Raw genomic sequence first — 25,343 nt, 5'->3', positions numbered from 1 at the left:
CGTGAAGAACCAACTGCAGCAGCTGCTGGATGCCGGTCAGAGCGTGTGGCTCGACAACATTCGCCGCAGCATGTTCGCCTCGGGCGAACTCAAACGGCTGATCGATCAAGGGCTGCGCGGGATGACGAGCAATCCGTCAATCTTCGAAAAAGCCATCGGCGCCGGAAACGACTACGACGACCAGCTGCGCAAGCTCGTCGGAACCGAAAAGAACGCCGAGGCGCTGTTTTGGGATCTCGCAATCAGCGACATCCAAAACGCCTGCGACGCGTTTTCGAGCGTGTACAAGGAGTCGGGCGGAAACGACGGATTCGTAAGCCTCGAGGTCTCGCCGCTGCTCGCGCGCGATACGCAAGGGACGATTGCGATGGCTAAGGACTTGTGGTCGCGCGTCAACCGTCCCAACGTGATGATCAAGATTCCCGGCACGAAAGAAGGCTTGCCGGCAATCGAAGAGTGCATCTACGAAGGCCTCAACATCAACGTCACTTTGATCTTCTCCGTCGATATGTACGAAAAGGCCGCGCGCGCTTACGTCAAAGGCCTGCAGCGCCGCGCCGCCGAGAAGAAACCGATCGACAAGATTCGTTCGGTGAACTCGGTGTTCGTCAGCCGCATCGACACCGCGATCGACACGCTGCTGCAAGATAAGATTGCCAAAGGTGAAAACCTCCAGGGTCTGCTCGGGAAGACGGGCGTCGCCGGCCTCAAGATGACCTATCAGAAATTCAAGGAGGTCTTCGAGAGCGACGAGTTCGCGCCGCTGGCAGCGGCCGGGGGCGCGGTTCAGCGGCCGCTGTGGGCTTCGACGTCGACGAAAAATCCGAACTATCCGGATTTGATGTACGTCGAAACCGTCGTCGCGCCGCATACCGTCAACACGATGCCGCCGCAGACGCTCGATGCGCTGCTCGAACACGGCAAGGTCGTCGCCGACACGGCCGAGCAGGATCTGCGCGCGGCGCAAGACGTTCTACGCGGACTTCAGGACGCGAAGATTTCGCTCTTCGAAGTGACCGAGCAACTGCAAAACGAGGGCGTAACGCTCTTTGCCGACGCGTTCGCCGCGCTGCTCGGCGCGATCGTTTACAAGCAGAAGCTGTTGGAGTCCGGGGGAGCCGAGCGCGTAACCTTCGCGCTCGGTGCGTCGCAAAAGCACTTCGACGCTGCACTCGAGAAGCTTGCATCGGCCGATTTCCTCAAACGCGCTTGGTCGCACGACGCCACGCTCTGGTCGAGCGCGCCCGATGACGCCGCGATCATCAAGAAGGCGTTGGGATGGATGGACATCCAGCAGCGGATGCTCGAATCCGTTCCCGGGCTGGAATCGTTTGCCGACGAGGCGATGCAGAAGTTCGACTTCGCCGTCGTCTGCGGCATGGGCGGAAGCTCGCTCGCGCCCGACATTATCGCCGACACGTTCGGCGAGTACGACGACTACCCGCAAATCTACGTGCTCGACTCGACCTGTCCGGCCCAAATCAAGGAGCTCGAAGAGAAGATTCGCATTCCCGATACGCTCTTCATCATTTCGAGCAAGAGCGGAACGACGACCGAGCCCAACGCTTTCTACGCGTACTTCCACGAGAAAGTCAGCAAGGCGATCGGTTCCGCGATGGCCGGCAACAACTTCGTCGCGATCACCGATCCCGGCACGTCGTTGGAAGCCGAAGCGAAGCAAGAGAAGTTCCGCGCCTGCTTCGACAACGATCCCAACATCGGCGGACGGTACTCCGCGTTGTCGTTCGTGGGCATTGCGCCGTCGGCGATCGGCGGATACGACATCAACCTTTTGCTCGATCGCGCCCTGGGTGCGATGCACGCCAACGACCGCACCATCGATCCGCGCACCGCGCCCGCGGTCCGGTTCGGCGCCGCGCTGGGCGGCCTTGCGATCAACGGCCGCGACAAGGTGACGATCGTGACGCATCCCGACGTACGGGCGTTCGGCGCGTGGGCGGAACAGCTCATCGCCGAGTCGACCGGCAAGCTCGGTAAAGGCATCGTGCCCATCGAGGGTGAGCCGCTGGGCGATCCGAGCGTTTACTCCGACGATCGGGTCTTCGTCTACGTCGGTGCAAACTTGCCCGATCCCGAACGCGGCATCGAGGACAAACTCAAAGCGCTCGAAGCCGCCGGACATCCGGTGATTCGCCTCGCCATGAACGACGAGTACGATCTCGGCGAGCAGTTCTACACGTGGGAGCTGGCCGTCGCCGCCGCCGGCGTCATCTTGGGTATCGACGCATTCGATCAGCCCAACGTGCAAGAATCCAAAGACAACACCGTCGCGCTGCTCAAGCAGTACGCGGCCAAGGGCAGCTTCGACGAGCCCCAAGCCAGCGTCGAGAACCATTCGCTCGACGTGACGTACCTGTCGGGCAGCAAGGGGATCTCCGGGAGCACTCCGGTTGAGGCGCTGGTGGGCCTCTTCGCGCAGATGAAACCGCACGACTACAACGCGATCACCGCCTACATCGCGCGCAACGATACGCACGAGAAGCTGCTGCGCGAGCTGCGTCTGAAGATCCGCGACTCGCACAAGATCGCGACGACGGTCGGTTTCGGTCCGCGCTTCCTGCACTCGACCGGGCAGCTCCATAAGGGCGGCCCCGACACGTGCGTCGTGCTGCAGATCGTGGCCGACGATCCGGACGATCCGATGATTCCCGGCATGAACGTCGGCTTCCGAACGCTGCTGGCCGCGCAGGCGCTCGGCGACTGGATGTCGCTGGACAAACGCAATCGCCGCGGGGTCCGCGTGCACTTGCGGGGCGACGTCGAGACCGGCCTGCGGGCACTGGTCAACATCGTCGACGAAGCGCTCTCGGTGAAAGCGTGACGGTTCAAACGGCGGCGCAGACTCCCGGCGACGGAGCGGCATTCAATCCGCTCCGCGCCGGCATCGCCAGCGATCGCATCACCGATCCGTGCTCGATCGTCTTCTTCGGTGCGAGCGGCGACCTGTTCAAACGGATGCTCTTGCCGGCCATCTACTCGATGCGCTTGCGCGGGACGCTTCCGACCGATTTCGCGCTGGTAGGATTCTCGCGCACGGACTACACCGACGATGCGTTTCGCGATTACTGCAAGCAGCAACTCGATACGTTCATGCCCGATGGGCAGAAGCCGCAAGGCCAGCTGTGGGAGGATTTCGTTCGGCGTCTGAGTTACATCAGCGCCGACTTCAAGGACGGCAAGTGCTTCACGAAACTCAAGGGCTTGCTGGACAAGAACGACAAAAACCTCGGAACTGCCGGCAATCACATCTTCTACCTCTCGACGCCGCCGCCGGTCTTTCCCGAAATCGTCAAGCAGCTCCACACGTGCGGGCTGGACCCGAAGTCGAACGAGACCGGCTGGACGCGGCTGGTCGTCGAGAAGCCGTTCGGGACCGATTTGGAAACCGCGCAGGCCCTCCAGCGCACGATCGAGCGCGCGTTTTCAGAGACGTCGGTCTACCGCATCGATCACTACCTCGGCAAGGAGCCGGTGCAAGACATCATGGCGCTGCGCTTTGCCAACACGATCTTCGAGCCGATCTGGAACCGCAACTACGTCCAGAACATTCAGATCACGGCCGCGGAGACGCTGGGCGTCGAAGAGCGCGGCGGTTACTACGATCATGCCGGCGCCTTGCGCGACATGATTCAGAACCACGTCACCAACCTGCTGGCGCTCGTTGCGATGGAGCCGCCGATCAGCTCGGCGGCCGACGACATCCGCAGCGAAAAATATAAGGTGCTTTCGGCAATCTCGCCGCCGTCGTACGACGCGGTCGGCTCGATGTCGGTGCGCGGACAATACGGCCCGGGCACGATTGACGGCAAGCAAGTCAAAGGCTATCGCGAGGAGGACGACGTCGCGCCCGACTCCAACATCGAAACCTTTGCGGCGGTCAAGTACGAAATCAACAACTGGCGTTGGGCAGGGGTACCGTTCTACTTGCGCTCGGGCAAGCGCCTCGCCCGCAAAGTTTCGGAAATCGCGGTTACCTTCAAACCGATTCCGCACCGCTTCTACGGCGAACAAACCGACACGATCGATCCCAACGTGCTCGTCATCAAGATTCAGCCCGACGAGGGCATCGCGATGCGCTTCGAGGCGAAGGTGCCCGGTCCGAAGGACCACGTTCGCAGCGTCTACATGGACTTCAACTACGGCGTCGGTTTCGGCGTGCAGTCGCCGCCGGCGTACGAGCGGCTCATCGGTGACGTGATGCGCGGCGATCAAACGCTCTTCACACGTTGGGACGCCGTCGAACGCGCGTGGGAGATCGTCATGCCGGTGCTGGAGACGTGGCTGAACACCAAAGACTTCTCGTTCCCGAACTACGTTTCGGGGAGCCAGGGGCCGCAAACGGCCTTCACGCTCTTCCCCGACTGGCGCCAGTTGTAATGAGCCTCGATCTCCATACCGTGCTTGGCGAGATCACCGAGCGCCGGCGCAACCACCGCGACATGAAGGTCGCGACGATGACCGTCGTAGTCTTCTTCAGCGATGCGGGCGTCGGCGATTGGGCGCGCGACCGTACGCACGCGCTGGCGGTCAAGCATCCGTCGCGCGTGATCGTCCTGGACGGCACGCAGGATCGTGCCATGCAGGTCGTCGGGAATGCGTGCGAGGCGCACGCGGACTGCGTAAAGACGCGCGGCGACTGGATCGAGCTCGGCGTCAAGGACTCGGGCCCTGAAGCATTGCTCTCAGCGGTGACGACGCTGTGCTTGCCCGAAGCGCCGGTCGTGTTGATTTGGGTTGCCGCGGGCATCGGTGAAGATCCGCGATTCGCGATGCTGTCGGAGCGCATGCGCACGGTCGTCTACAACAGTTCGGTGCTGGATTCGGACGATCAGGCGATGCGCGAACTGGTGACGTTCGTCAAAGCGCATCCAAACGTCGCGATCGGAGACTTGGCGTATCTGCGGCTGGCCCCGTGGCAAGAGAGCATCGCGCTGTTCTTCGACGGCAAGGACGTTATTCGCGAGCTTTTCGACCTGCGCCGCGTCGAGATCACGTGCGGATCGGATTCCGAAGCGTACTACCTGCTGGGTTGGCTCGCCAGCCGTCTGGAATGGACGCCGTGCTCGCCCGATGCGTTCTGTAACCGGTTCGGCGTGCAGGTCGATTTTGCGATCGTGCGCGAGGGACGCGCCCGCCGCATCCAGCGCGTCGTCCTGAAGTCGACCGAGACGGAGTTTGCCGCCGAAGTCGACGGCGAGAAAGCCGAAGCCATCATTCTTTCCGTGAGCGGCGCGAAGCAGCATCCGCGGCGCGCCCGTCCGATCAACAACATCGACATCGCTACGCTCGTCGAGCGGGCGATTTTGACCGGACACCAAGATCGTGTTTTCGTGGACTCGCTGATGGCTGCGGGCGAGATCCTGCAGCGCAGAAAGGTGAACGCCTAATGCGGCGCGGCGAAGTAAAAGTGTATCCCAACGCCGATGCGGTTGCGGCCGCATTGGCCGACTTGTTCATCGACGTCGGTCAAACGGCACTGTGCGATCGCGGCGCCTTTCGCGTCGCGCTCTCGGGCGGCAACACGCCCCGGCGCGCGTACGAGCTGCTCGCGCAAGAGCCGCGCAGCTTGGCACTGCCGTGGAAAGACGTCTTTATCTATTTTGGTGACGAGCGCTGCGTGCCGCCCGAGGACGAGCAGTCGAACTATCGGATGGCGAGCAAAGCGTTTCTCGACGCGGTTCCGATTCCGCACGCCAACGTCCATCGCATTCGCGGGGAAGCCGATCCCGGTGCGGCCGCCAACAACTACGCTTCGATCATCCGCACGGATCTCCAGGACCCGCCGCATTTCGATCTCGTGTTGCTGGGGCTTGGGCCCGACGGTCACACCGCGTCGCTCTTCCCGGGCTCGCCGCCGGACCTGCACGATTCGGTGCTGGTTCGTGCGGTCTTCGCGGAATCGCAGGGAATGTGGCGCGTGACGATCACGCCGAAGCTCATCAATCTTGGCCGCACCGTAGCGTTCGCAGTCGAAGGCGCCGCGAAGGCGGACATCTTGGCAAAGGTCGTCGAAGGGCCGGTCGACGCGACGAAGTATCCGGCGCAGATCGTTCATCCGTCATCGGGACGGCTGCTTTGGCTCGTCGACGAGCTCGCGGCGGGAATGCTTCACCAGAAAACGGGGTAGCGCCAAGATCTGTCATCCTGAGCGTAGCGCCATACCGCTACTTGTCATCCTGAGCGTAGGCGCGAAGCGCCGAAGTCGAAGGGCAGGCGCCTCTAATTAAGCGCGTCATCTTTAACGCCGACGACTTCGGTATTTCACGTGAAGTCAACGAAGCGATCGAAATCGCGCATCGTAATGGGGTTCTTCGCGCAGCCAGTCTGATGACGGGCGCGCCGGCGTTCGACGATGCCGTCGAACGGGCGCGGGGACTGCCGTCGTTAGCAGTCGGCTTACACGTCGTGCTGGTGCATGGGAAGCCCGTGCTGCCGCCCGAACGCATTGCGAAGATCGTCGGCCGGGACGGCCGCTTCTTTACCGATCTCGTCGGCGCCGGAGTAACCTTCTTCTTTCGTCCAGGCGCTGCACGCCAGCTCGAGGCCGAGATCCGCGCGCAGTTCGAGCGGTTCGCCGCCACGGGACTCGCCCTGGATCACGTCGACGCGCAAAGCCATATGCACGTCCATCCGACGGTCTATCGCCTGATACTCAAGGTCGGGCGCGAGTTCGGAATGCGCGCGATCCGCATTCCGCGCGAACCGTACGGCGGTACACGCACGATCGAGCCGTGGGTGGCGCTCATGCGTGCCCGCGCCCGCCGTCAAGGCGTGACGAGCAACGACTACGTATACGGCGTCAACGACGCCGGCGCGATGAACGAAGCGCGCGTGCTGCGGATGCTCGACGGCTTACCCAACGGCGTTACCGAGTTGTTCTTCCATCCGGCGACGGGCCCGTTCGCCGGTGCCGACGCCGGGACGGACCGTTTCCAGTGGAAAGAAGAACTCGACGCACTTACGAGCCCAGCCGTTCGCGAAGCACTCACCCGCAACCACATTGAAAGCACCACGTATGGTGCATTGTCATCCTGAGCGTAGCGCCGTAGGCGCGAAGTCGAAGGGCAGGCGCATACCATCGTAGCCATCTTCTTCATCGTCCTACTCGTCATCATCTCCGCGGCGGGGCTGGCGTATCTCATGCTGGCGCTCATGCGTACGGGCGCGTTCGCGAGCCGCACGATACCCGCCATCGTTGACGACGACCTCGCGCCGAGCATCACCGTCCTCAAGCCGGTCGCAGGCGTCGAAGCGGGCCTTTACGAGGCCCTGGCGTCATTTTGCACGCAGGATTATCCCAATTACGAGGTCGTCTTCTGCTTGCACGACGAGGACGATCCGGCGGCCGTTATCGTGGAACGCATACGCGGCGATTTCTTTCACACGACGATTCGCGTTGCGTTCGGTCACAACGACGCGATGGCCAACCCGAAGATCGCCAACCTTGCTAAACCGGGCGCCGAGGCCAACGGTGAGATCGTCGTCATCGCCGATAGCGACGTGATCGTGACGCCGGAGTACCTTCGAGCCGTTGCCGCGGAGTTCGCGACCGAGGGCACCGGCGCGACGACCTGCCCGTACGGGGCGATTCCCAACGGTACCATCGTGTCCGAACTCGGCGCGATGCACGTGGAGGACGAGTTTCTTCCCTCGGTTCTCGTAGCGCTGGCGCTCGGACCGCTGCGCTTCTGCATGGGAGCGACCATGGCCGTTCGGCGCGATCTGCTCGAGCGCATCGGCGGTTTGGAAGCGCTCGGGCCGTATCTCGCCGACGATCACGAGCTGGGTGAGCTCGTCGCAAAACAGGGACGCACGGTCACGCTCTGTCCCTACACGGTAAGCACGTCGGTTCCGGAAAAGCAGTTTGCCGATCTCTGCTCGCACGAGCTACGTTGGGCGCGAACCAAGCGCGCCCAGGCGCCGGCCGGCTACGCTTTTTCTTTCGTGATGTACGCCGTGCCGTTCGCATTCGCATTGCTGCTGCTCGCTCCGGGCTGGCCGTCGTTTACGCTCTTTCTCTATATCGCGATGCTGCGCTGGTTCTTGCACCTGGCATCGCGCGGCGCGCTGCGCAATCGTCGCAAATCGTATTGGTGGCTCATCCCGGTGCGCGACGTAATGAGCTTAGCGATATGGCTCGTCAGCATGTTCGGGCGAACCGTTAAATGGCGCGACGTTCGTTCGACCGTGGCGGCCGACGGCACGCTTCGCTAACCGGCGGGAAGGTTACAGACGCTTGTATACCGATGCTTGACCGCTGGCATATTGCCACTGGCCGCCGTTTTTCACCCAAACGTCGGTATAGCGGGCAAGGAGGTCGTGAACTTTACCGTTTTGGCGATACTTGATGTGCAGCAAGCCGATCAGAATTGCGCAATCGCCGTTGTACGACCGCACCGACACCTCGCTGGGATCGTTGGCCATCCACACGGCTGACCGATCGACGATATCCTTAAGAAACGCATCGCGGTCCCACACTCGTCCGCTGCCGTTGACTAGCGTATAGTCGTCCGTGATCAGCTTTGAAATCGTGTTACTATCGTACCGCTGCGTCGCGGATTGCAGCAGCGTGTTTAAGTCGATGACTTGCTTAGCGATCTGCGCACTTCCGCTCGACGCCGAAGCGCCAAGCAGCAAGACGGCAAGGCACGCGAATACGGTCTTCATAGTGGTCAAGCGTACAAGTAGACGATCCCCTCCGTCGCCTCGGATCTGCCGATTTTGAATAAGAAACGCCGCAAGCTAGCCGTGACGGTACGCTTCGACGAGCAAGGCCTGCGCGCGGGTGAACGGCGGCATGGGCGGCGTGCCGCGCAAGATCGCGACGTCGTTCCAAAAGCGCTCGATGCGCGGATCGTTCGTGCGGCGCCCATAATCGGCAAACCACTCCGGGAAATCGACGGACTGCTCGCAGTTGAGCGCGCTAGCGAAATGCGACGCGTATCGTTCAGCCAGCGCTTGTACGCGCTCGTCGGTCGCGGTCGCGCCCTGCGCAAGCAACGGATACGTCTCGGAAAGAATCTGCATCACGCCGGCCCCGAAAGCCATCTGCTCCTGTTCGCTCCAGGAAACGTCGGCGAACGGTTGATGCTGTAGGCGCAACGTTTCGAGCAGCCCGGGATCGTCGAGGAGGGCGGAGAGCCGCACCCAGGCCGCGAGCTGTTCGTTCGAAAGGTCATTCGGCAGCCCGTCCAGCACCATGCCGCGAATTTTCGCGTTGCCTCCGTCCGACGAGGGTGTCGTCCGTGCCTTCGCGAGCCATTGCTCCAATCGGTGTTCGCGTTCGGCGGCACCCAGCGACGCCGCCGCGTAGGCCGCATCGAGCTGGCGCACCACGTCCTCCCGCGAGCGCAACGTCGCGGCGGCTTGCAGGATCGAGCGCTGCCGCTCGAGCGCGCGCAGCTGCGTTTGCACCAACTCCAACTGCAGCGCCGCGACGTCTTGCGGATCGCGCGTTCCGTCGAGCATCGAAGAGATGGCTTCGAGCGAGAATCCCAGCGCCCGCAGGTTGCGCACGAGCATGAGCCGCCGCGCGTCGCTCTGCGTGTACATGCGGTAACCCGCTTCGCTGGTCGCACTCGGCGGAACCACGCCTTCGTCGGCATAGTGGCGGATCGTCTTCACCGGCACGCCGCAGCGTTTCGCCAGTTCGCCGATCGAAAAGAGTTCTTCGGATTCCATGACCAGACGAGCATAAACTCTCCCGCAAGGGGAGAGTCAAGAGCTGCCTAGCTCGGCTTCCATTGGCAACCCGCCTTCTTGGCGGCAGCAGCGAGGACGGCGTCAACCGTCGCCAGAGGGCACCGCTTTTCCATCGCTAGCGCAAGGTATGCCGCATCGTATGCGGTCAAACCGTGCGTTCGTGCTGCCGCTAAAATCGTGTGCGGATCCGGAGACAGGGTCTGCAGCGGGAGCTTGGCAATCTCGGACAAGATCAGTCCGCTCTTTAGCTCGTCGAGCCGGCCTCGCCGCTCGGCTTTGATGAGGGCGTTGACAATTTCCGTTTGGAAGTTGCCGGGAACGAACGCGCCATGATCGGCGGCACACGATAGCGCGATGTCGGCGTGCTCGCTATTCTCATCCTTGAGGGCGCGAGCGACGACAGTGGATGCGTCGATGACGATCAACGGCGGCCCTCGTCGATCAGCTCCCTGGCGCTAATCGGCGCCCCCTCTAGGTCCTCGCTGAGTGCGCGAATTCGCTCTAGCGCCAAGCGCGCGCGTGCGCGCTGGTTACCTTCGATGGGACGGAGCTCCGCAACCGGCTTTCCGTTGCGCGTTATGATGGTGCGCTTCCCCGCGACTGCATCGTCGATAAGCGCCGAAAAATGCGTCTTAGCTTCGAAAACACCCACCTGCTTCATGAGACTAGTCTATCAGACTAGTTAGCTTTTATCAACGCCCGTAAGGCTAATGCTTCGCGTAGGCTCCCGCGCCCATGAGGTGCAGCGAGACGTAGGGCTCGTCGCCGACGACCCAGCTATCGTGGCCGGGCGCGATATAAAAGATGTCGCCCGCGCGCATCTCGACGATGGTTCCGTCGTCCATGGCAGCAGTTGCACGCCCCGAAACGACGATGCCGACGTGCTCCACGTCGCAGCTCTTCTTTCCTAATGCCGCGCCGACGTCGACCGACCATTTCCAACCCGGTTCGTAGGTCGCGCGTCCGATCGTCATGCCTCCGGCGTTCACGACTTCGAATTTCCCCTTGTCGAAGGTGCGAACTTCATCCGGGCTTTCGAAGCGTTTGAGAATAACGTCGTTCATCGCTGCTTTTCGCCTGCGGCCGGCGACGGAGGCGCCGTTGCGAGCGCTTGCGAGCCCATCGTCTTCAAATCGACGCCGTTGTTGGTGAGGATCGTGCCTTCGACGCGCTGCAGCTCGACGACCGACTTATTGAGATCGGTCTGTGCGAGCAGCTCGCGGCCGCGAGCCTCGTTGAGCTGCACCTCGCGCTGCAATACGAGGAACGTCGTCGATTGGCCGTCGTGGAACCTGCGTAACTCGCTGGCATAGACGTGCTCGGCGGCCTCGCGCGCGTCGCCGGCCGCATCGAGTCGTGACAGGGCCGAATCGTAACGCTGCAGCGCGTTACGCGCCTCGTACGAGATGCGCTCCGCAATCGCGTCCTTCAGAATCTTCGCCTGGCGTTCTTCCTCGGCCGCTTGGCCGCGTAGCCCGTTCGCGAGATCGTTCTGCAGCGGAAAGCTCACGGTAAGATTGATGTTGAAACTGGGATAGAGCGCCGCCCAAAGATTGTGATACGCGTAAGCCATGATGCCTTGCGAATGAGGTGGAGGGGTCGGACAGTTCTTGAACACGACTCTAGCGTCGCTACTGCTGCCCCCAGTCCCAGATTCGAATCCGGGGAGGCCGCACAAGAGCCGCTGGAACTGAGATTGCGGGGCGAGCAACCCGGCGAAGCCGTTGCTCATATACTGCGCATTTAGGTCGGCCTGCGGTAAAGCCTGGTTTCGCGCGTAAGCGCGATCGACGTCGGCTTCGCGCTGTTTGTCGGCGACTTGACGGACCTCCGGGCGGTTTTGCTTAGCTGCGGCGACGATCGCGTCCAGGTCCTCGGCGCTCGGAAGGTCGAGGACCGACTGCGTGGGCACGAGGTTGGCCTTCCATATCGGATCGTCGGGATCGGTGACGACGAGCGCCTTCAAGTCGTTTTGCAAATCCGCGACGTTCTCGAGCGCAGAGTAGACTTGATCTCGGAACGTTGCAACTTGCGTCGACACTTGCACGACGTCCACGCGCGACGCGTAGCCATTATGCAGTAAGCGAACGTTGCTGTTCTGCTGCGTTACCGCATCCTTGAGCGCATCTTCTTGAATCGCGACGTTACGCCAGGCCGCGACGAGACTCCAATACGCTTGCTCCACTTGCGACAGCGTATTGGATGTATCGATGAGTGATTGTGCCGCCGCGGAGTCTTCGTTGATGAGCGCCAGCCTCAGTTGGCGGTTGCCGGCGTTCATGCCGAAGTTCTTCAACAGCGGCTGCGAGACCGATACGTTGAGCGACGCCAAGTAATAAGGGTCGAAGAAGTTGAAACCGGTGTTGTTATACACGCGCTGCTGCTGGATGCCGGCAGAATACTGCGTTCCGGCCTTCGTTTGACCGCCGAGCCCGTACTGGAACCCTGACTGATGCGTGAAGACGTTGTTGGGGCCGCAAAGGTTCTGTAGTGTCGAGACGCAGTCGATCGGAGGACCCCCAGCAAACAGATTCGTCGGCGGTGTTACTTGAAAACTCGAGGAGGGCTCGACGCGAAACTGCATATCGAACGGCGCCTTCGCTTGCACGATCTGGTAGCGGGCGATGTGCGAGTTCGAGACCGACACGGCGAGATTCGGATTCTTCAGGAGCGCCATTCCGATCACGTCTTGCAGCGAGATGCCGACGAAAGGTTGCGCCACGCCGACGATGTGTGCCGGCGACGGCTTCGTTTTTGGCCTCCGGTAGCCCGGTGCAACGGTCGGCACCGGCGGAAGCATCGGCAACGTTGCCGGCGTCGGGTAAGGCGCGCTATCCTGCGCACCGGCCGGCGCGAGCGGCGTTAAGGTCGATACGACGACGGCGAGACATGCCGAAAGAACAAAGGGCCGTGCAACGTTCACGTGGGGTCCTCCTACTATCGGACTTTCCTACGCTCGAACGCCGCCGTGCCCTTCTTTAGCGGTGCGCGTGACGCGCGTTTACTTTTTCGAGGGTGACGTTGCCAGCGCTTGCGAGCCCAGCGTCTTGAGGTCCACGCCGTTGTTCGTCAAGATGGTTCCTTCCACGCGATCGAGCTCGACGACCGATTTATTCAGATCGGTCTGCGCGAGCAGCTCGCGCCCGCGCGCCTGATTGAGCTCGACCTGACGCTGCAATACGAGAAACGTCGTCGACGTACCATTCTTGAACTTGCGCAGTTCCGACGCGTAGACTTGCTCGGCTGCTTCGCGGCCTTGGCGCGCGGCGTTGAGACGCGAGAGGGCCGACTGATACGACTGCAGTGCGTTGCGCGCTTCAAACGAGATTCGCTCGTTGACGCCCTCGGTCAATACGCGCGCCTGATACTCTTCTTCGGCGGCTTGCCCTTTGAGGCCGTTGGCGACGTTGTTCTGCAGCGGGAAACTCACCGTGAAGTTGAGATTGAGGGTTGGGAACAGCCCTGCCCACAGATTGTGATAGGCATACGCCATCCCGCCTTGCGTGTGCGGCGGCGGCGTTGGACACGTACCGCCGCAAAACAATCCCAGTATCGGCGGCTGCGGCGCTAAGAGCCCGGCAAATCCATTGCTTTGATATTGCGCGCTGAGATCGGCCTGCGGAAGCGACTGATTGCGAGCGTAGGCGCGGTCGATGGCTGCCTGGTCGTTCTTGTCCTTGGCCTGACGCACCTCGGGCCGATTGTGATCGGCGACGGTGACGATCGTGCCGAGATCCGCCGCGCTCGGTAGTTGCAACACCGAGGAGGTCGGCACCAAATTTGCCGTCCAAATCGGGTCGCCCGAATCGGTAACGACGAGAGCTTTGAGCTGGTTTTGCAGCTCGGATACGCTCTGCAGCGCGGAAAAGACCTGATCTTGAAACTGGGCGACTTGCGTCGACGATTCCACGGCGTCGATCGGCGCCGCCGCGCCTTTGCGCGCGAGGCGGACGTTGCTGCCCTGCTGCGCTACGGCATCTTTGAGCGCGTCCTCCTGAATGGCCACGTTGCGCCACGCCGATACGAGATTCCAATAAGCGTCCTCAACCTGCGAGATCGTGTTCGAGGCATCGATCAAGGCTTGTGCGGTGGCGGCATCTTGATTGACGATTGAGAGCTTATACTGGCGCTTCGCAGCGTTCATCCCAAAGTTTTTCAGCAACGGCTGCGTTACGGAGAGGTTCAGCGAAGCCAGATAGTACGGATTGAACGTATCGAGCACGGTGTTATTGTACGTACGTTCCTGCTGGATGCCCGCCGAGTACTGCGTACCGTTGATCGTTTGACCGCCCACGCCGTACTGCCATCCATACTGGTGCTGGGTCACGTAGCCGGGTCCCGGAGACGAGCCGGGCACGACGTCCTGCGGCGGACCTCCGCCAAACAGCGTCAACGGCGGCTGCACGCTAAAGCTCGTCGACGGTTCGACGATAAACCGCACGTCGAACGGACCCTTCGCTTCAACGATTTGGAAGCGCGCGATCTTCGTGTTCGACGCCGAGACGGCGAGGTCGGGATTCTTCACCAATGCCATCGCGACCGCGTCTTGCAGCGAGATGCCGACAAACGGCTGCTGCGTGACGCCGATAATATTCGCGGTGCTCGGCGCGACTTGCGGTGCGGCGTAGCCGGGAGCCACCGTCGGCACGGCCGGCAGAATCGGCGACGGCACCGGCGTCGGTATCGTCGCGCGCGGCGTCGAGCCGCGTGCGAGCGCCGGCTGCAGCGGCAGCACGGCCGCAAAGGCGGAGAGCAAAGCAATGCTGGCAAGTATCGGTCGAACGGTTTTCACGTGATTTCCCCTTCTACTCCGCGGCAACGAGCCCGAGACGCGGCTTATTGAGCAGCAGTACCAGTGGTGTCAGCGCGATCGTGATGATCGCCACCCAGCGCGACGTGTCTGCGTAGGATTGCACGGCGGCTTGCCCTGCCACCAAGTTACCCAATTCGATTTGCGACGTCGGCGAACCGTCGGTCTGAAGGTACTGAGCGGTCGGCGCGTGCGCCAAGGTCTGCGTCGCGGCCAGCTCCGTCTGATGAAGCGTCGTTCCGCGAACGAGTAAGGTCACGAGCACGGCCGTAGCGATGCTGCCGCCCACTTGACGCGACAGATTGAAAAACGCCGACGTTGCCGGAACCTCTTTGTCGGGCACGCCGCCGAGCACCGCGATCGAGAGCGGCACGAAGATCTGCGACAAGCCGATGCCGCTGAGAATCAGCGATGCGACCAGCGTGCCGAACTGCGTCTCGGGCGTGGTGACGCCGGCGAGGATCCAGTTCGAAACGCCGAGCAGCACGAACCCGACCGCCGTCGACACGCGCGGATCGATGACGCCGCGCCCGGCCAGCGCCGCGGTGATCGGCGTAAAGACCATGATGGATACCGCGCGCACCAGCATCGTCAAGCCCGAAAGCGTGGCAGTGAAGCCGAGCGAATTTTGCAAGTATTGCGGCAGCACGAGAATCGAGCCGTACAGGCTGACGCCGAGTATGGCACCCAGCACGCTGCCGGCGGCGACTTGGCGCAGGCGCAGCACGTGCAGATCCACGACCGGCTTGACCGAACGCAGGGTCCACCAAACGAACGCCCCAAGTCCGGCTACCGAAACCGCGGTAAACAACCGGATATTGGCGTCGTCGAACCAATCGTACTGTTGTCCTTGGTCGAGAACGTACTGCATCGATCCCAGACCGAGCGCGAGCAGTCCCAAACCGATCCAATCGAGCGGCTTCTTTTGCGGTTCCGACGGATTGCGCAGGTAAAGCCAAATCAACGTCGCCGCCGCAACCCCGACGGGTAAGTTGATGAAGAAACACCAGTGCCAGTTCCAGTTATCGGTGATCCAGCCGCCGAGGACGGGGCCGAGTGCCGGTCCGACGATCACGCCCATCGCGAAGATGCCTTGCGCCCTACCCTGCTCTTTTAGCGTGTACGTGTCGCGCAGAATCGCTTGCGACGTCGAGATCAATCCCCCGCCGCCCAGACCCTGGATAATGCGCCAGAAGACGAGTTGTCCGAAGCTCCCCGAGAGACCGCACATCAGCGACGCGATCGTGAAGATGACGATCGATGCGAAGAAGTACTGGCGCCGGCCGAAGCGCGCCGCCAGCCACGGCGTGATCGGGATGACGATGACGTTGGCGATGATGTATCCGGTGACGATCCACGCGCCCTGATCGACTGCGACGCCGAAGTTTCCCTGAATGTTCGGCAGCGCGACGTTGACGATCGTGGTGTCGATGATCTCCAGCAGGGTGGCCGCGATGACCGCGAGGCTAACGATCACCCTGCGCAGGCCGATTTCGGCCACGCTTTGTTCCATCTCCGGTTCTCGCTATTTGACTTTAACTGAAGTCTCGACGCTCATTCCGGGCCGCAACGGCATGTCGGATCGAGGGTCGTCGATCGAGATGCGGACGGGGATGCGCTGCGTCACCTTCACGAAGTTGCCGGTGGCGTTTTGCGCCGGCACGAGCGCGTAGGTGTTCTGCGACGCCGGATTGATCGATTCCACGTGTCCGTGGAACGTCACGCCTTTATACGCGTCGACTTTGATATCGACCGGCTGTCCCACGCGCATGTTGCCCATCTGCGTTTCTTTGTAGTTCGCCGTGATGTAAATGTGATTCGGAATCAAGGTCATCAAGCTCGCACCCGCGCCGACCGTTTGACCGACCTCGACGTTCTTCTCGCCGACGTAGCCGTCGATCGCGGACGCGATGCGCGTGTCCGCCAAATTCTGCTTGGCCAGATCGAGCTGCGCCTTGGCGGCTTCGACTTGACTGGGATCGGCCGACTGCTGCAGCTTGCCCTGCGCGGTCGTCAGGCCGCCTTGGGCCGACGTCACGCCGGCTACGGCCGCGCCGACGCGCGACTGAGCGGCGGCGACGCTGGCTTGCGCGGCGGAAACTTGATCCTTGGCCGTTTGCAGTTGAGCCGCAGCTTGCGCTTGGTTTGCGCGCGCGGTGTCGAGCTGCTGTGCCGCCTCGTCGCCGCTGGCAACCAGCGACGCGGTACGGTTGTAATCGGCCTGAGCCTTCGCGTACGACTGCTGCGCGGCCGGAACTTGCGAGACCGCGACCTGCAGCTGCGATTGCGCTTGCTGCACGCCCGATTGCGCGACCGGAACTTGCGCCTCTTGCGTGCCCACGGTTCCCCCGGCCGCCGTCACGCCGCCTTGGTTCTGCAAGGTCAGCGTGCGTTGATTCGCGAGCGCCAGATCGTACTGCGCCTGTGCCTGCGAGAGTTTCGCGAGCTCGTCCTTGTTGTCGAGCACGACCAGCAGCTGGCCCTTACGAACCTGCTGGTTGGTGTTGACCAAAATCCGATTGATTCGCTCGGGGATTTTGCTCGTGACGGCAACGACGTCGGCGTCGACGCGGGCATCGTCGGTGCCTTGGTGCGACAGCGCGTACGACAGCCACGGGATCCCGAAGACGAGTAATAGGATGACGGCCACGACGCCACCCGCGATGAAGACGAGCCGCCGACCCGATCCGCTTTGCTTTTCGCCATCCGCCTGGTCGGCGCGCGCTTCGGGCGCCTGAGCCGCCGAGCCGTTGGTCCCTTTGACCGGCGGCTTCTCGATAACCTGACGGTCGGCTTCCCGTGTATCCATTACTTGCCTCGTACCCCGTTGAGTAAGACGTCGATGTAGTAGCGGAGCGCCGCGTCGTCGCTCCCTTGGTGCAGCTCGGAGTCCGGAAACTTCGAGCGCCCGAGGACGTGCATGAAGATCAACCCCATAAACATCATCGCGAGTTTCTTGGGATCGCCGCGCAGCTCGCCGCTCTCGACGCGCGGTCGCAGAAACTCGACCAGCACTTCCAAGACCGCTAACTGCGGACGCCACGCCGTGCTGGCAAAAATGTCCGCTTCGTAATCCATCTCGACCAGCGACCAGCGGATCATGTCCATCTGGGAATCCATCCGGACGAGCATCTTGCGGCCGATCGCTAGGAGATCTTCGCCGAGATCCCCGTGCAGGTGCGACACGACCTCGCGAAGCTCGCCGAAGCCGCAAAAGTGCTGCGCGACGGCGATAATGAGCGCTTCTTTCGTACCGAAGTGGCGGAAGAGCGTCGCTTCGTTGACGCCGGCAACGTCGGCGATCTCGCGCGTGGTCGCGCCGCGCTTACCTTTGCGGGCGATCACCTCGCGTGCCGCCGCCAGAATACGCTCGCGCGTTTCCTCGGGGGACTTGACGGATTCTTGGACCTTGCGTGCTTCGATCATGGGCTCTTCTTACCGTCGCTCGCGGCGGCGACGTTGGTTTGATATTCGTTGTAAGACGCGTCCGCGACGGCGCGTATGTGAGGAATGTCGATATCCGCGTGCTGCGACGAGAGCACGTAGTTGGAGCCGTTACGCGCGTAGGTTTGCGTCATCGTGATCTTGCCGCCGCTGGTGTAGTACCACTCCATCTGGATCAGCGCGTAGCTGAACGGATCGACGTACGCAAGCGTGTGATCCAAGATGTCGCTGTGAATCTTCTTGGTCAGGCGCAGCACGATCATGGGATGGCCCCAAAGCTTCGCGGTGCCGTCGAGCCCGATGTTTTGATCTTTCTCCCACGCGCCCGGGTCACCGACGTCGTCGAAAATCTTTTGAAAGCCCTTGGCGTAGCCCGGCATCTTGTCGAAAACGACCTCGTACGTGTCGGGGCGCTTGTAGTACGACGTTCCGTCGAGCTTGGGCGCCAAGTAGGGAAAGCTCAACATGCGCACGTCGACGTGCACGCGCGCCTTATACGACTGCAGCGACGGATTGCGCGCGATCATTTTCTCGACGACCGCATGGGCGTCGGGCGGCATCGGCGGCGCCTGCGTCGGCGCGGGCGCGGATGCGACGAGCGCGGCAATCAGCGGCGCAATCATGCCGCGGCCTCGACGACGGGAAAGAGCCGGTCGAGCGCCGTGACCGCCAGAGTACGGCGCACGCCCGGTTTGCTGACGCTCAGCGCGAGCTCGCCGCCTGCGGCGCGCGAGCTGCGGAGAAGCTTGATGAGGCCCCGAACGCCGTCGGTATCGAGCGACTCGACCGTATCGAGGTCCAAAACGACCTGTACGGCACCGCCTTGGAGGGCGGCAAGGACTGCCGTCTCGAGGGCTGCAATGGCGTCGGGGCGGTACTCGATGACCACGTTTTTCAATCTCTTCTCCGAAGCTGGCGAGGGCTCAAATGCTGCAAGTGGGTACTTGCACGCAAAGTCTAACATGGCCGGAATAGTGAATGCAAGTGCTTACACGCATTTTTTTTGGAGGTATTGTCCTGCGTCTCGATCCTGATCTGCTCCTAGGGGCGGCCCTCAACGCCGGCCTCGGGCCGGCTTCGATCGTGGTCGCCCCGCTCGACCTGGCCGCCGGGCCGGTCACCGTCGAGCCGGAGCTGCCGCTTTATCCGGCGAGCATGATCAAGGTGCCGGTGGTCGCCGCTACCCTCAGTGAGATCGCTTCGGGCCGGCTTTCCCCGATCGATTCGACGGTGACGGTCGAGCCCGCGAATATGACCGCCAACGACGCCGCCTCGCCGCTCGTACCGGGGTATGAGGCCACTTTGCGCGAGCTCATGTGGTTGGCAATCGCACGCTCCGACAACGTCGCGACGAACGTGCTGTTCGACGTGGTCGGCCGCGAGCGCGCAACTGAGATCGCGCGGGAAAAACTCGGCCTAAGTACCACCGCGTTTTATCGCAAGCTTTCGGGAGGCGACCCGTTGATCGACGATCCGCAGTGGGACGGCGTTCATCGCAACGCGCATCCGGCCGCCGAGTGCGCGCACCTGATGCGAGCGATCGCGGAGAACGCGATTGCGCACGCGGCCCTGCTGCGCGAAATGCTCGCGGCGCAGGAGTGGAACGAAAAACTTAACGGCGGCCTGCTCTCGTGGGACCGCTTCGCACACAAAACCGGAGATACCAGCGAGGTCACGCACGACGGCGGCATTCTCGTCACCGGCGAAGGCAAGCGCTTCGTCATCGTGGTCTATACCGGTTTGCCGTCGACTCCCGAGAACAACGCGCGTTTCGCGCCGTTCATGCGTGCGATACGAGGACTCTTGTGATGACGCCGCAGCCATTCGCGCTGGAGCGCTATTTCGCGCAGTACGAGTTTACGACCAAGTACCTTCTGTGCGCGAGCGATCCGGAGTCGATGCCGATCGCCGAGCTGCTGGCGTTGGAAGAGGGCGCGGCGGAGCGCTTTGCGCGCACGTGGCTGGGCTATACGGAATCGCGCGGCGCGCCCGAGCTGCGCGACGCGATCGGGGCGCTCTACCCCGTTACCGGCGCCGGCGGCGTGTTAGTGCACGGCGGAACCCAAGAGGCGATCTTCGCCGCGATCAACTGCGCGGTTGGCGCGCGCGATCATCTCGTCGTCCAGTTTCCCGCGTATCAATCCCAGTATTCCGTCGCCGAAGGCATAGGCGCGACGGCATCGCGCTGGAACGTCGATCTCGACGGCGACGGCGCGCCCGATCCCGACGAGCTCGAAAGCCTGCTGCGACCGCAGACGCGCGCGATCGTCATCACCTCGCCGAGCAATCCGACCGGCTACGTCTTCGATCGTCAACGTCTCGACCGCGTCGTCGCGATCGCGCGCAAACGCGGCTTGTGGCTCATCTCCGACGAGGTGTACCGTGGAACCGAGCGCGATCTCGCCGATCGCCATCCGCCGGTCTGCGATCTCTACGAGCGCGGAATCTCGCTGGGCGGCACGGCGAAGGCGTACGGGTTGGCCGGCTTACGCATCGGATGGCTCGCCACGCGCGACCGCGCGTTTTACGATCGCGTCGCGGCCTTCAAGGACTACCTCACGATCTGCAACGCCGCACCGAGCGAGTTTCTCGCGGCGCTGGCGATGCGCCACGGCGACGCGCTCATCGCCCGCGTGCAGCGCATCGTCGCACGCAATCTCGATCTCCTCGATGCATTCTTTGCCCGTCACTCAGAGGTTTGGCAGTGGCACCGTCCGCGAGCGGGGACGACGGCGTTTCCGCGTTACCTGCGCGGCGATACCGACGCGCTGTGCGCCGATCTCGTCAAGCGCGCGGGCGTGTTGTTACTGCCGAGCAGCCTGTTCGACGCCGGCAACGACCGCGTGCGCATCGGGTACGGCCGCGAGAATCTCCCCGAAGCGCTCGCGGCCTTGGAACGTTACATCGAGTTGCTGTGATGCTTCGCGCCGCCAGCGGGGCGGTCGCCTTCCTTCTTGGCTTGGCTCGGACACATGTACTTGCCGTGCTTCGTGTGACCGTACCTCGGATCGCCCGGCTCGTGATACACCTTGGTCTTCGTGTTCACCCACACGGCCTTGACGGCGCCGCAGTCGGGAATGTTGCTGGCGTTCTCGCTGGACATTTGCGTGCCGTTGGTCAGCGTGCCGTTCGACGCGCCTTCGACCGGCGTCGCCGCGGCGCTCGTGGATTTGTTTCCGCCGCAAGCAACCAGGCAGCAGAGCAGCAATACGGATGCAATGTATTTCATAGAAGGCGCTTCGCGATTTTTGCGGCGGCTTCCCATGCAAGCCGGGCCAGCTGCGACGGCTCGCTGACATAGACGCGACGGCCGCCGACGAACGTTCCCTGCACCCAAGCGTCCTCGCCGCGATAGACGAGCGCGTTGAGCGGCGGCGCCCACGGATCGATCTTCGATGCGTCGAGCACGACGTAGTCGGCCGCATTGCCGGCCAAAAGATCGCCTGCCGCAACGCGCAGCGCTTTGGCGCCCTGCGCCGTACCGAGCGCGAATGCCGTCGTCGCGGGCAACGCGCTTCCGTCGAGCCGGCGTAATTTCTGCAGCAGCGCGGCGGCGCGCATTTCGTCGATCAGCGACGGCTTCACGTCGGCGTCGGTTCCCAATCCCATCGTGACGCCGAGCTCCGCGAATCCCGTCACGTCGCAAATGCCGTCGCCTAAATACTGATTGGTCATCGGATTGTGAATGACGCGCGCGCCCGCGCGGGCGATCGCTTCCTTCTCGGCATCGCTCACGTAGATGGCGTGGATTGCCACCGTGCGCTCGTCGAGGGCGTTGAGCTTCCCGAGAAGTGCGATCGGCGTTGCGCCGTATCGCTCGAGCGTCTGCCGGCCTTCGTAGGATGCCTCGGCGACGTGAACGTGCATCATGCAGTCGAACTCGCGCGCGAACTCCGCGGCGGCGCGAATCATGTCGTGCGACGCGGCGTGCAGCGAGTGCGGCGCGACGCACACGTTCGCCCCGGGGTAGCCCTCCATCAGCTCGCGAGTCCGCTCGGCCGCGACCGCAGCCGTTTCGCGGAACTGCGGCGGGGCGTAATCGGCGTCCATCCACGCGCGCGCGAACACCAGTCGAATACCGGTATCCGCCGCGGCGCGGATCGCGGCCTCGGCATGGGCGTTGCCGGCTCCGTTGAGATAGAAAAACTCGGCGACGGTCGTGATGCCGGCCGCGAGCATCTCCGAAAACGCGGCAACGAACGTCCAGTACACGTCGTCGGGCGTCAGCTGCGGAACCACTTTGTAGAGTGCGTCGGTGCGCCACTTGGCAAACGGCCAGTCGTCGGCCCACCCGCGCAGCAGAATCTGGTACGCGTGGCTATGCCCGTTGACGAATCCCGGCACGACCAGCCGATCGTCCGGGAACGATCGCGAATCGAGATCGCGCGCCCCGTCCCGGACGTCTAAAAAGTCGCCGCCGGCGACGATCGTTCCGTCGCGTACGACGAACGCGAAATCCTCACGCAGCATCCCCGACACGATCGCGCGCTTGCAGCGCACGAGCTCGTTAATCAACGCGCACTCCCTTTTTGTACACGGCTTTTGCGAGGTTGCCGCCGAACTGCCAGCCGAACTCGTCGGGCGACGCGATCTGCAGCGCGACGAAATCCGCCCTCGCGCCCGGCGCGATGCGTCCGGCGTCGAGGCGCAGCGAGTGCGCCGCCGCGCGCGTCACCCCGTAGAGCGCTTCCGCCGCCGAGAGCCCGAAGAACTTGCGCCCGAAATACGCAACGGTCTGCAGGTTGAAGCACGGCGACGTTCCGGGATTGTAATCGCTGGCGAGCGCGACCTGACCGCCCGCTTCGAGCAGCGCGCGCGCCGGAACGCGCTGCGCTAAGCCGAGATACTCAATGGTCGCGGGGCACGCGACCGTGACGATGCCGCGCTCGGCGATCGCGCGCACGTCGGCGTCGGTAATATAGTTGCAATGATCGACGGCGTCGACCTCGAGCCCCGTCGCCATAGCCGCCGCGGCACCGTACGACATCTCGTCGCAATGCACGCGCAGCCGCATGCCGTGCAGCCGTGCGGCATCGAGATACCGCCGCGTCTGTTCGGGCGAAAAGAACCCCGGCTCGCAGAACGCGTCGGCGTACACCGCTCCGTGCGCGGCCGCGGCCGGAATCACTTGATCGATCAGATAGTCGACGAAACGATCTTCGCGCAGAAACTCCGGCGGCAGGGCGTGCGCACCCAGAAACGTGGGTACCATCGACGGCACGTCGGGATCGCCGCGATGCGCGGCGATCAGATCCAGCAGCGCCGCTTCTCCGGGCTTGTGCAGCGCGTACCCCGTCTTCGTCTCCAACGTCGTCGTGCCGTGCGCCAAGATCGTTTGAAGGCGCGGCCGCACGACGTTTTTGTAGAACGACTTCGGATTGAGAAGCGCTTCGCGCGTGCGCTCGACCGTATAGAGCATTCCGAGCGACGGTTTCTCGCCGCGCTGGCGTGCCGCAAAATCCGGCTCGCGATCCCCGGCAAAGAGCGGATGCGCGTGCGCATCCACAAAGCCGGGAACGAGCGTGCAGTCCCCGAGATCGACGATCTCATCCTTTTTCTTCGCGATCGCGTCCGTCTTACCGACCGCGGTCACATATCCGTTCTTGATTTTGATCGCGCCGTCGTCGATTCGACCGAGCGAATCAAAGCCGACGCCGCATTGCGCGGCGTCGGTGTCACACGTAACGATCGTCCGGGCGCGGACTACAAGCGCCAATCGATGCCTTTTTCGTCGGCCGTTTCGATGGCGATGTCGTACCCGGCGTCGGCGTGGCGAACGACGCCCATGCCGCAGTCGGTCGTCAACACGCAGCCTAAGCGCTCGCGAGCGTCGTCGCTGCCGTCGGCGACGACGACCATGCCGGCGTGCAAACTGTAGCCGATGCCGACGCCGCCGCCGTGATGGAAGCTGACCCAATGCGCGCCGGCGGCGGTATTGAGCAGCGCGTTGAGAATCGGCCAGTCGGCAATGGCGTCGCTGCCGTCTTTCATCGCTTCGGTCTCGCGATACGGCGACGCAACGCTTCCGGTGTCGAGATGGTCGCGACCGATCACGATCGGCGCTTTGACTTCACCGCTGCGCACCAGCTCGTTGAACGCGAGTCCCGCCTTTGCACGATCGCCAAAGCCCAGCCAGCAGATCCGCGCGGGCAATCCCTGAAAGGAGACGCGTTCGCGCGCGAGTTGTAACCAACGCCGCAGCGACGCGTCGTCCGGAAACAGTTCGAGCAGCTTTTCGTCGCAGCGCGCGATATCGGCGGGATCGCCGGAGAGCGCGGCAAACCGGAACGGTCCCGACCCGCGGCAAAACAGCGGCCGGATAAACGCCGGCACGAAACCCGGAAACGCGAACGCGCGTGCGAAACCGGCGCGTTCCGCTTGGGCGCGAATGTTATTGCCGTAATCGAAAACGATGGCGCCTGCATCTAGATAACGCACCATCGCCTGCACGTGCGCGCCGCAGCTCTCGAGGGCGCGCCGTTCGTACTCTTCAGGATCGCGCCGGCGCAGCCGGGCGGCTTCTTCGAGCGTCAGACCCGCAGGAACGTAACCGTCGATCAGATCGTGCGCCGAGGTTTGATCCGTGACGGAATCCGGACGAAAACCGAGATCGTACAACTGGGGAAACTCAACGGCGGCGTTGCCTTCGTATCCAATTGAGAGCGCTTGCCCGCTCTTCCGAGCGGCTTCCACCGCGGCAAGCGCTTCCTCACGCGAATCGACGACGCGGTCGAGGTAGCGCAGCTCGCGCCGGCGCTCGAGCCGCGAACGGTCGACGTCGACGACGAGTGCGATGCCTTCATTCATCGTAATGGCCAGCGGCTGTGCGCCGCCCATGCCGCCGATACCGGCCGTCAAGCAGACGCGGCCCTTCAACGAGCCGCCGAAATGCTGGCGCGCCAGCTCGGCAAACGTCTCGTACGTCCCCTGCACGATGCCCTGCGTTCCAATGTAGATCCACGAGCCGGCCGTCATCTGGCCGTACATCGTCAATCCTTGCGCTTCCAGCTCGCGGAAGACTTTCCAGTCGGCCCACTTGGGGACGAGATTCGAGTTGGCGATCAGCACCCGTGGCGCGCGCGCGTGCGTCTTCCACACCGCCACCGGCTTGCCGCTCTGCACGATCATCGTCTCGTCGGATTTGAGGCGCTTGAGCGTTGCGACGATGGCGTCGAACGCTTCCCACGATCGCGCGGCGCGGCCGTTGCCGCCGTACACGACCAAATCGTCGGGGCGTTCGGCGACCTCCGGATCGAGATTGTTCATCAACATGCGCAGCGCGGCTTCTTGCGGCCACGCGACGCAACTGATTTCGGTGCCTCGCGGCGCCCGAACGACGCGGGGTGCGGATGCGGTGGTGCTCATA

The 25,343-nt window shown here is 63.0% G+C and carries 23 protein-coding genes; 8 read left to right on the top strand and 15 right to left on the bottom strand.

Annotated features, from left to right (window positions below; translation table 11 throughout):
* Window position 1 precedes the first annotated feature (1 nt).
* The 6 genes from VGG89_00795 (at window position 2) to hpnI (ending at window position 8,235) form a co-directional block, all read left to right on the top strand.
* Window positions 2-2,842 carry a bifunctional transaldolase/phosoglucose isomerase gene (locus tag VGG89_00795; protein HEY1975066.1) on the top strand — a complete coding sequence of 947 codons (2,841 nt, stop codon included), beginning with the start codon at window positions 2-4 and terminating at the stop codon, window positions 2,840-2,842.
* The gene (gene zwf, locus VGG89_00790) at window positions 2,839-4,398 is read left to right on the top strand and encodes a glucose-6-phosphate dehydrogenase (GenBank protein HEY1975065.1); all 1,560 of its coding nucleotides are present in this window, start codon (window positions 2,839-2,841) and stop codon (window positions 4,396-4,398) included. The genes VGG89_00795 and zwf overlap by 4 nt, the downstream gene beginning before the upstream one ends.
* Window positions 4,398-5,408 (top strand): glucose-6-phosphate dehydrogenase assembly protein OpcA, encoded by a 1,011-nt coding sequence (locus VGG89_00785; GenBank protein HEY1975064.1) that lies wholly within the window; start codon window positions 4,398-4,400, stop codon window positions 5,406-5,408. The genes zwf and VGG89_00785 overlap by 1 nt, the downstream gene beginning before the upstream one ends.
* Entirely contained in the window at window positions 5,408-6,148 is a 741-nt protein-coding gene (gene pgl, locus VGG89_00780) for a 6-phosphogluconolactonase (GenBank protein ID HEY1975063.1), read from the top strand. Before VGG89_00785 ends, pgl begins: the two co-directional genes overlap by 1 nt.
* A gap of 95 nt (window positions 6,149-6,243) precedes the next feature.
* Window positions 6,244-7,056 carry a hopanoid biosynthesis-associated protein HpnK gene (gene hpnK / locus VGG89_00775; GenBank protein HEY1975062.1) on the top strand — a complete coding sequence of 271 codons (813 nt, stop codon included), beginning with the start codon at window positions 6,244-6,246 and terminating at the stop codon, window positions 7,054-7,056.
* A 42-nt stretch (window positions 7,057-7,098) separates the two neighbouring features.
* Window positions 7,099-8,235, top strand: a complete 1,137-nt coding sequence (gene hpnI / locus VGG89_00770; GenBank protein ID HEY1975061.1) for a bacteriohopanetetrol glucosamine biosynthesis glycosyltransferase HpnI — start codon at window positions 7,099-7,101, stop codon at window positions 8,233-8,235.
* 12 nt (window positions 8,236-8,247) lie between these two features.
* Here hpnI and VGG89_00765 read toward each other — a convergent pair whose 3' ends face one another.
* The 11 genes from VGG89_00765 to VGG89_00715 all read right to left on the bottom strand — a co-directional run bounded on the left by VGG89_00765 (window position 8,248) and on the right by VGG89_00715 (window position 18,866).
* Window positions 8,248-8,688, bottom strand: a complete 441-nt coding sequence (locus VGG89_00765) for a nuclear transport factor 2 family protein (protein HEY1975060.1) — start codon at window positions 8,686-8,688, stop codon at window positions 8,248-8,250.
* 75 nt (window positions 8,689-8,763) lie between these two features.
* The gene (locus tag VGG89_00760; GenBank protein HEY1975059.1) at window positions 8,764-9,702 is read right to left on the bottom strand and encodes a MerR family transcriptional regulator; all 939 of its coding nucleotides are present in this window, start codon (window positions 9,700-9,702) and stop codon (window positions 8,764-8,766) included.
* Window positions 9,703-9,749: 47 nt separating this feature from the next.
* Window positions 9,750-10,148 carry a type II toxin-antitoxin system VapC family toxin gene (locus VGG89_00755; GenBank protein HEY1975058.1) on the bottom strand — a complete coding sequence of 133 codons (399 nt, stop codon included), beginning with the start codon at window positions 10,146-10,148 and terminating at the stop codon, window positions 9,750-9,752.
* A gap of 282 nt (window positions 10,149-10,430) precedes the next feature.
* Window positions 10,431-10,787, bottom strand: a complete 357-nt coding sequence (locus VGG89_00750) for a cupin domain-containing protein (GenBank protein HEY1975057.1) — start codon at window positions 10,785-10,787, stop codon at window positions 10,431-10,433.
* The gene (locus VGG89_00745; protein HEY1975056.1) at window positions 10,784-12,646 is read right to left on the bottom strand and encodes a TolC family protein; all 1,863 of its coding nucleotides are present in this window, start codon (window positions 12,644-12,646) and stop codon (window positions 10,784-10,786) included. The genes VGG89_00750 and VGG89_00745 overlap by 4 nt, the downstream gene beginning before the upstream one ends.
* A gap of 78 nt (window positions 12,647-12,724) precedes the next feature.
* Complete coding sequence (locus VGG89_00740; GenBank protein ID HEY1975055.1) at window positions 12,725-14,515, bottom strand: TolC family protein; 1,791 nt, start codon at window positions 14,513-14,515, stop codon at window positions 12,725-12,727.
* Between the two features lie 13 nt (window positions 14,516-14,528).
* Complete coding sequence (locus tag VGG89_00735) at window positions 14,529-16,046, bottom strand: DHA2 family efflux MFS transporter permease subunit (protein ID HEY1975054.1); 1,518 nt, start codon at window positions 16,044-16,046, stop codon at window positions 14,529-14,531.
* Window positions 16,047-16,058: 12 nt separating this feature from the next.
* On the bottom strand, window positions 16,059-17,342 hold the full coding sequence (locus VGG89_00730; protein HEY1975053.1) for an HlyD family secretion protein: 1,284 nt from the start codon (window positions 17,340-17,342) through the stop codon (window positions 16,059-16,061).
* Window positions 17,342-17,959 carry a helix-turn-helix domain-containing protein gene (locus tag VGG89_00725; protein HEY1975052.1) on the bottom strand — a complete coding sequence of 206 codons (618 nt, stop codon included), beginning with the start codon at window positions 17,957-17,959 and terminating at the stop codon, window positions 17,342-17,344. The genes VGG89_00730 and VGG89_00725 overlap by 1 nt, the downstream gene beginning before the upstream one ends.
* On the bottom strand, window positions 17,956-18,600 hold the full coding sequence (locus VGG89_00720) for a hypothetical protein (GenBank protein HEY1975051.1): 645 nt from the start codon (window positions 18,598-18,600) through the stop codon (window positions 17,956-17,958). The genes VGG89_00725 and VGG89_00720 overlap by 4 nt, the downstream gene beginning before the upstream one ends.
* Window positions 18,597-18,866 (bottom strand): STAS domain-containing protein, encoded by a 270-nt coding sequence (locus VGG89_00715; GenBank protein ID HEY1975050.1) that lies wholly within the window; start codon window positions 18,864-18,866, stop codon window positions 18,597-18,599. Before VGG89_00715 ends, VGG89_00720 begins: the two co-directional genes overlap by 4 nt.
* A gap of 95 nt (window positions 18,867-18,961) precedes the next feature.
* Here VGG89_00715 and VGG89_00710 point away from each other — a divergent pair, with 95 nt between their 5' ends.
* Together VGG89_00710 and VGG89_00705 are read left to right on the top strand one after the other, a co-directional pair.
* On the top strand, window positions 18,962-19,786 hold the full coding sequence (locus VGG89_00710; GenBank protein HEY1975049.1) for a serine hydrolase: 825 nt from the start codon (window positions 18,962-18,964) through the stop codon (window positions 19,784-19,786).
* Window positions 19,786-20,895 (top strand): aminotransferase class I/II-fold pyridoxal phosphate-dependent enzyme, encoded by a 1,110-nt coding sequence (locus tag VGG89_00705; protein HEY1975048.1) that lies wholly within the window; start codon window positions 19,786-19,788, stop codon window positions 20,893-20,895. The genes VGG89_00710 and VGG89_00705 overlap by 1 nt, the downstream gene beginning before the upstream one ends.
* Here the strand turns inward: VGG89_00705 and VGG89_00700 are convergent.
* The 4 genes from VGG89_00700 to hutU are packed head-to-tail and all read right to left on the bottom strand — an operon-like array spanning window position 20,877 to window position 25,342.
* Window positions 20,877-21,206 (bottom strand): hypothetical protein, encoded by a 330-nt coding sequence (locus VGG89_00700; protein ID HEY1975047.1) that lies wholly within the window; start codon window positions 21,204-21,206, stop codon window positions 20,877-20,879. The two genes, VGG89_00705 and VGG89_00700, sit on opposite strands and share 19 nt — an antisense overlap.
* Window positions 21,203-22,492, bottom strand: a complete 1,290-nt coding sequence (locus VGG89_00695; GenBank protein ID HEY1975046.1) for an amidohydrolase family protein — start codon at window positions 22,490-22,492, stop codon at window positions 21,203-21,205. The genes VGG89_00700 and VGG89_00695 overlap by 4 nt, the downstream gene beginning before the upstream one ends.
* Entirely contained in the window at window positions 22,485-23,693 is a 1,209-nt protein-coding gene (locus tag VGG89_00690) for an amidohydrolase family protein (protein HEY1975045.1), read from the bottom strand. Before VGG89_00690 ends, VGG89_00695 begins: the two co-directional genes overlap by 8 nt.
* On the bottom strand, window positions 23,681-25,342 hold the full coding sequence (gene hutU / locus VGG89_00685) for a urocanate hydratase (GenBank protein HEY1975044.1): 1,662 nt from the start codon (window positions 25,340-25,342) through the stop codon (window positions 23,681-23,683). Before hutU ends, VGG89_00690 begins: the two co-directional genes overlap by 13 nt.
* Between the last annotated feature and the right edge of the window lies 1 nt (window position 25,343).

Source organism: Candidatus Baltobacteraceae bacterium (assembly GCA_036488875.1).
Classification (GTDB): domain Bacteria; phylum Vulcanimicrobiota; class Vulcanimicrobiia; order Vulcanimicrobiales; family Vulcanimicrobiaceae; genus JAFAHZ01.
Note: the sequence above shows the minus strand (reverse complement) of the source record. Positions and strands in the feature narration are given on the sequence as shown.

What these genes read in the sequence shown, in the direction of transcription:
- VGG89_00785 (HEY1975064.1), top strand. Translation starts at nt 4,398, where the DNA reads ATGAGCCTCGATCTCCATACCGTGCTTGGCGAGATCACCGAGCGCCGG.
- pgl (HEY1975063.1), top strand. Translation starts at nt 5,408, where the DNA reads ATGCGGCGCGGCGAAGTAAAAGTGTATCCCAACGCCGATGCGGTTGCG.
- VGG89_00765 (HEY1975060.1), bottom strand. Translation starts at nt 8,688, where the DNA reads ATGAAGACCGTATTCGCGTGCCTTGCCGTCTTGCTGCTTGGCGCTTCG.
- VGG89_00760 (HEY1975059.1), bottom strand. Translation starts at nt 9,702, where the DNA reads ATGGAATCCGAAGAACTCTTTTCGATCGGCGAACTGGCGAAACGCTGC.
- VGG89_00750 (HEY1975057.1), bottom strand. Translation starts at nt 10,787, where the DNA reads ATGAACGACGTTATTCTCAAACGCTTCGAAAGCCCGGATGAAGTTCGC.
- VGG89_00735 (HEY1975054.1), bottom strand. Translation starts at nt 16,046, where the DNA reads ATGGAACAAAGCGTGGCCGAAATCGGCCTGCGCAGGGTGATCGTTAGC.
- VGG89_00730 (HEY1975053.1), bottom strand. Translation starts at nt 17,342, where the DNA reads ATGGATACACGGGAAGCCGACCGTCAGGTTATCGAGAAGCCGCCGGTC.
- VGG89_00725 (HEY1975052.1), bottom strand. Translation starts at nt 17,959, where the DNA reads ATGATCGAAGCACGCAAGGTCCAAGAATCCGTCAAGTCCCCCGAGGAA.
- VGG89_00720 (HEY1975051.1), bottom strand. Translation starts at nt 18,600, where the DNA reads ATGATTGCGCCGCTGATTGCCGCGCTCGTCGCATCCGCGCCCGCGCCG.
- VGG89_00705 (HEY1975048.1), top strand. Translation starts at nt 19,786, where the DNA reads ATGACGCCGCAGCCATTCGCGCTGGAGCGCTATTTCGCGCAGTACGAG.
- VGG89_00700 (HEY1975047.1), bottom strand. Translation starts at nt 21,206, where the DNA reads ATGAAATACATTGCATCCGTATTGCTGCTCTGCTGCCTGGTTGCTTGC.
- hutU (HEY1975044.1), bottom strand. Translation starts at nt 25,342, where the DNA reads ATGAGCACCACCGCATCCGCACCCCGCGTCGTTCGGGCGCCGCGAGGC.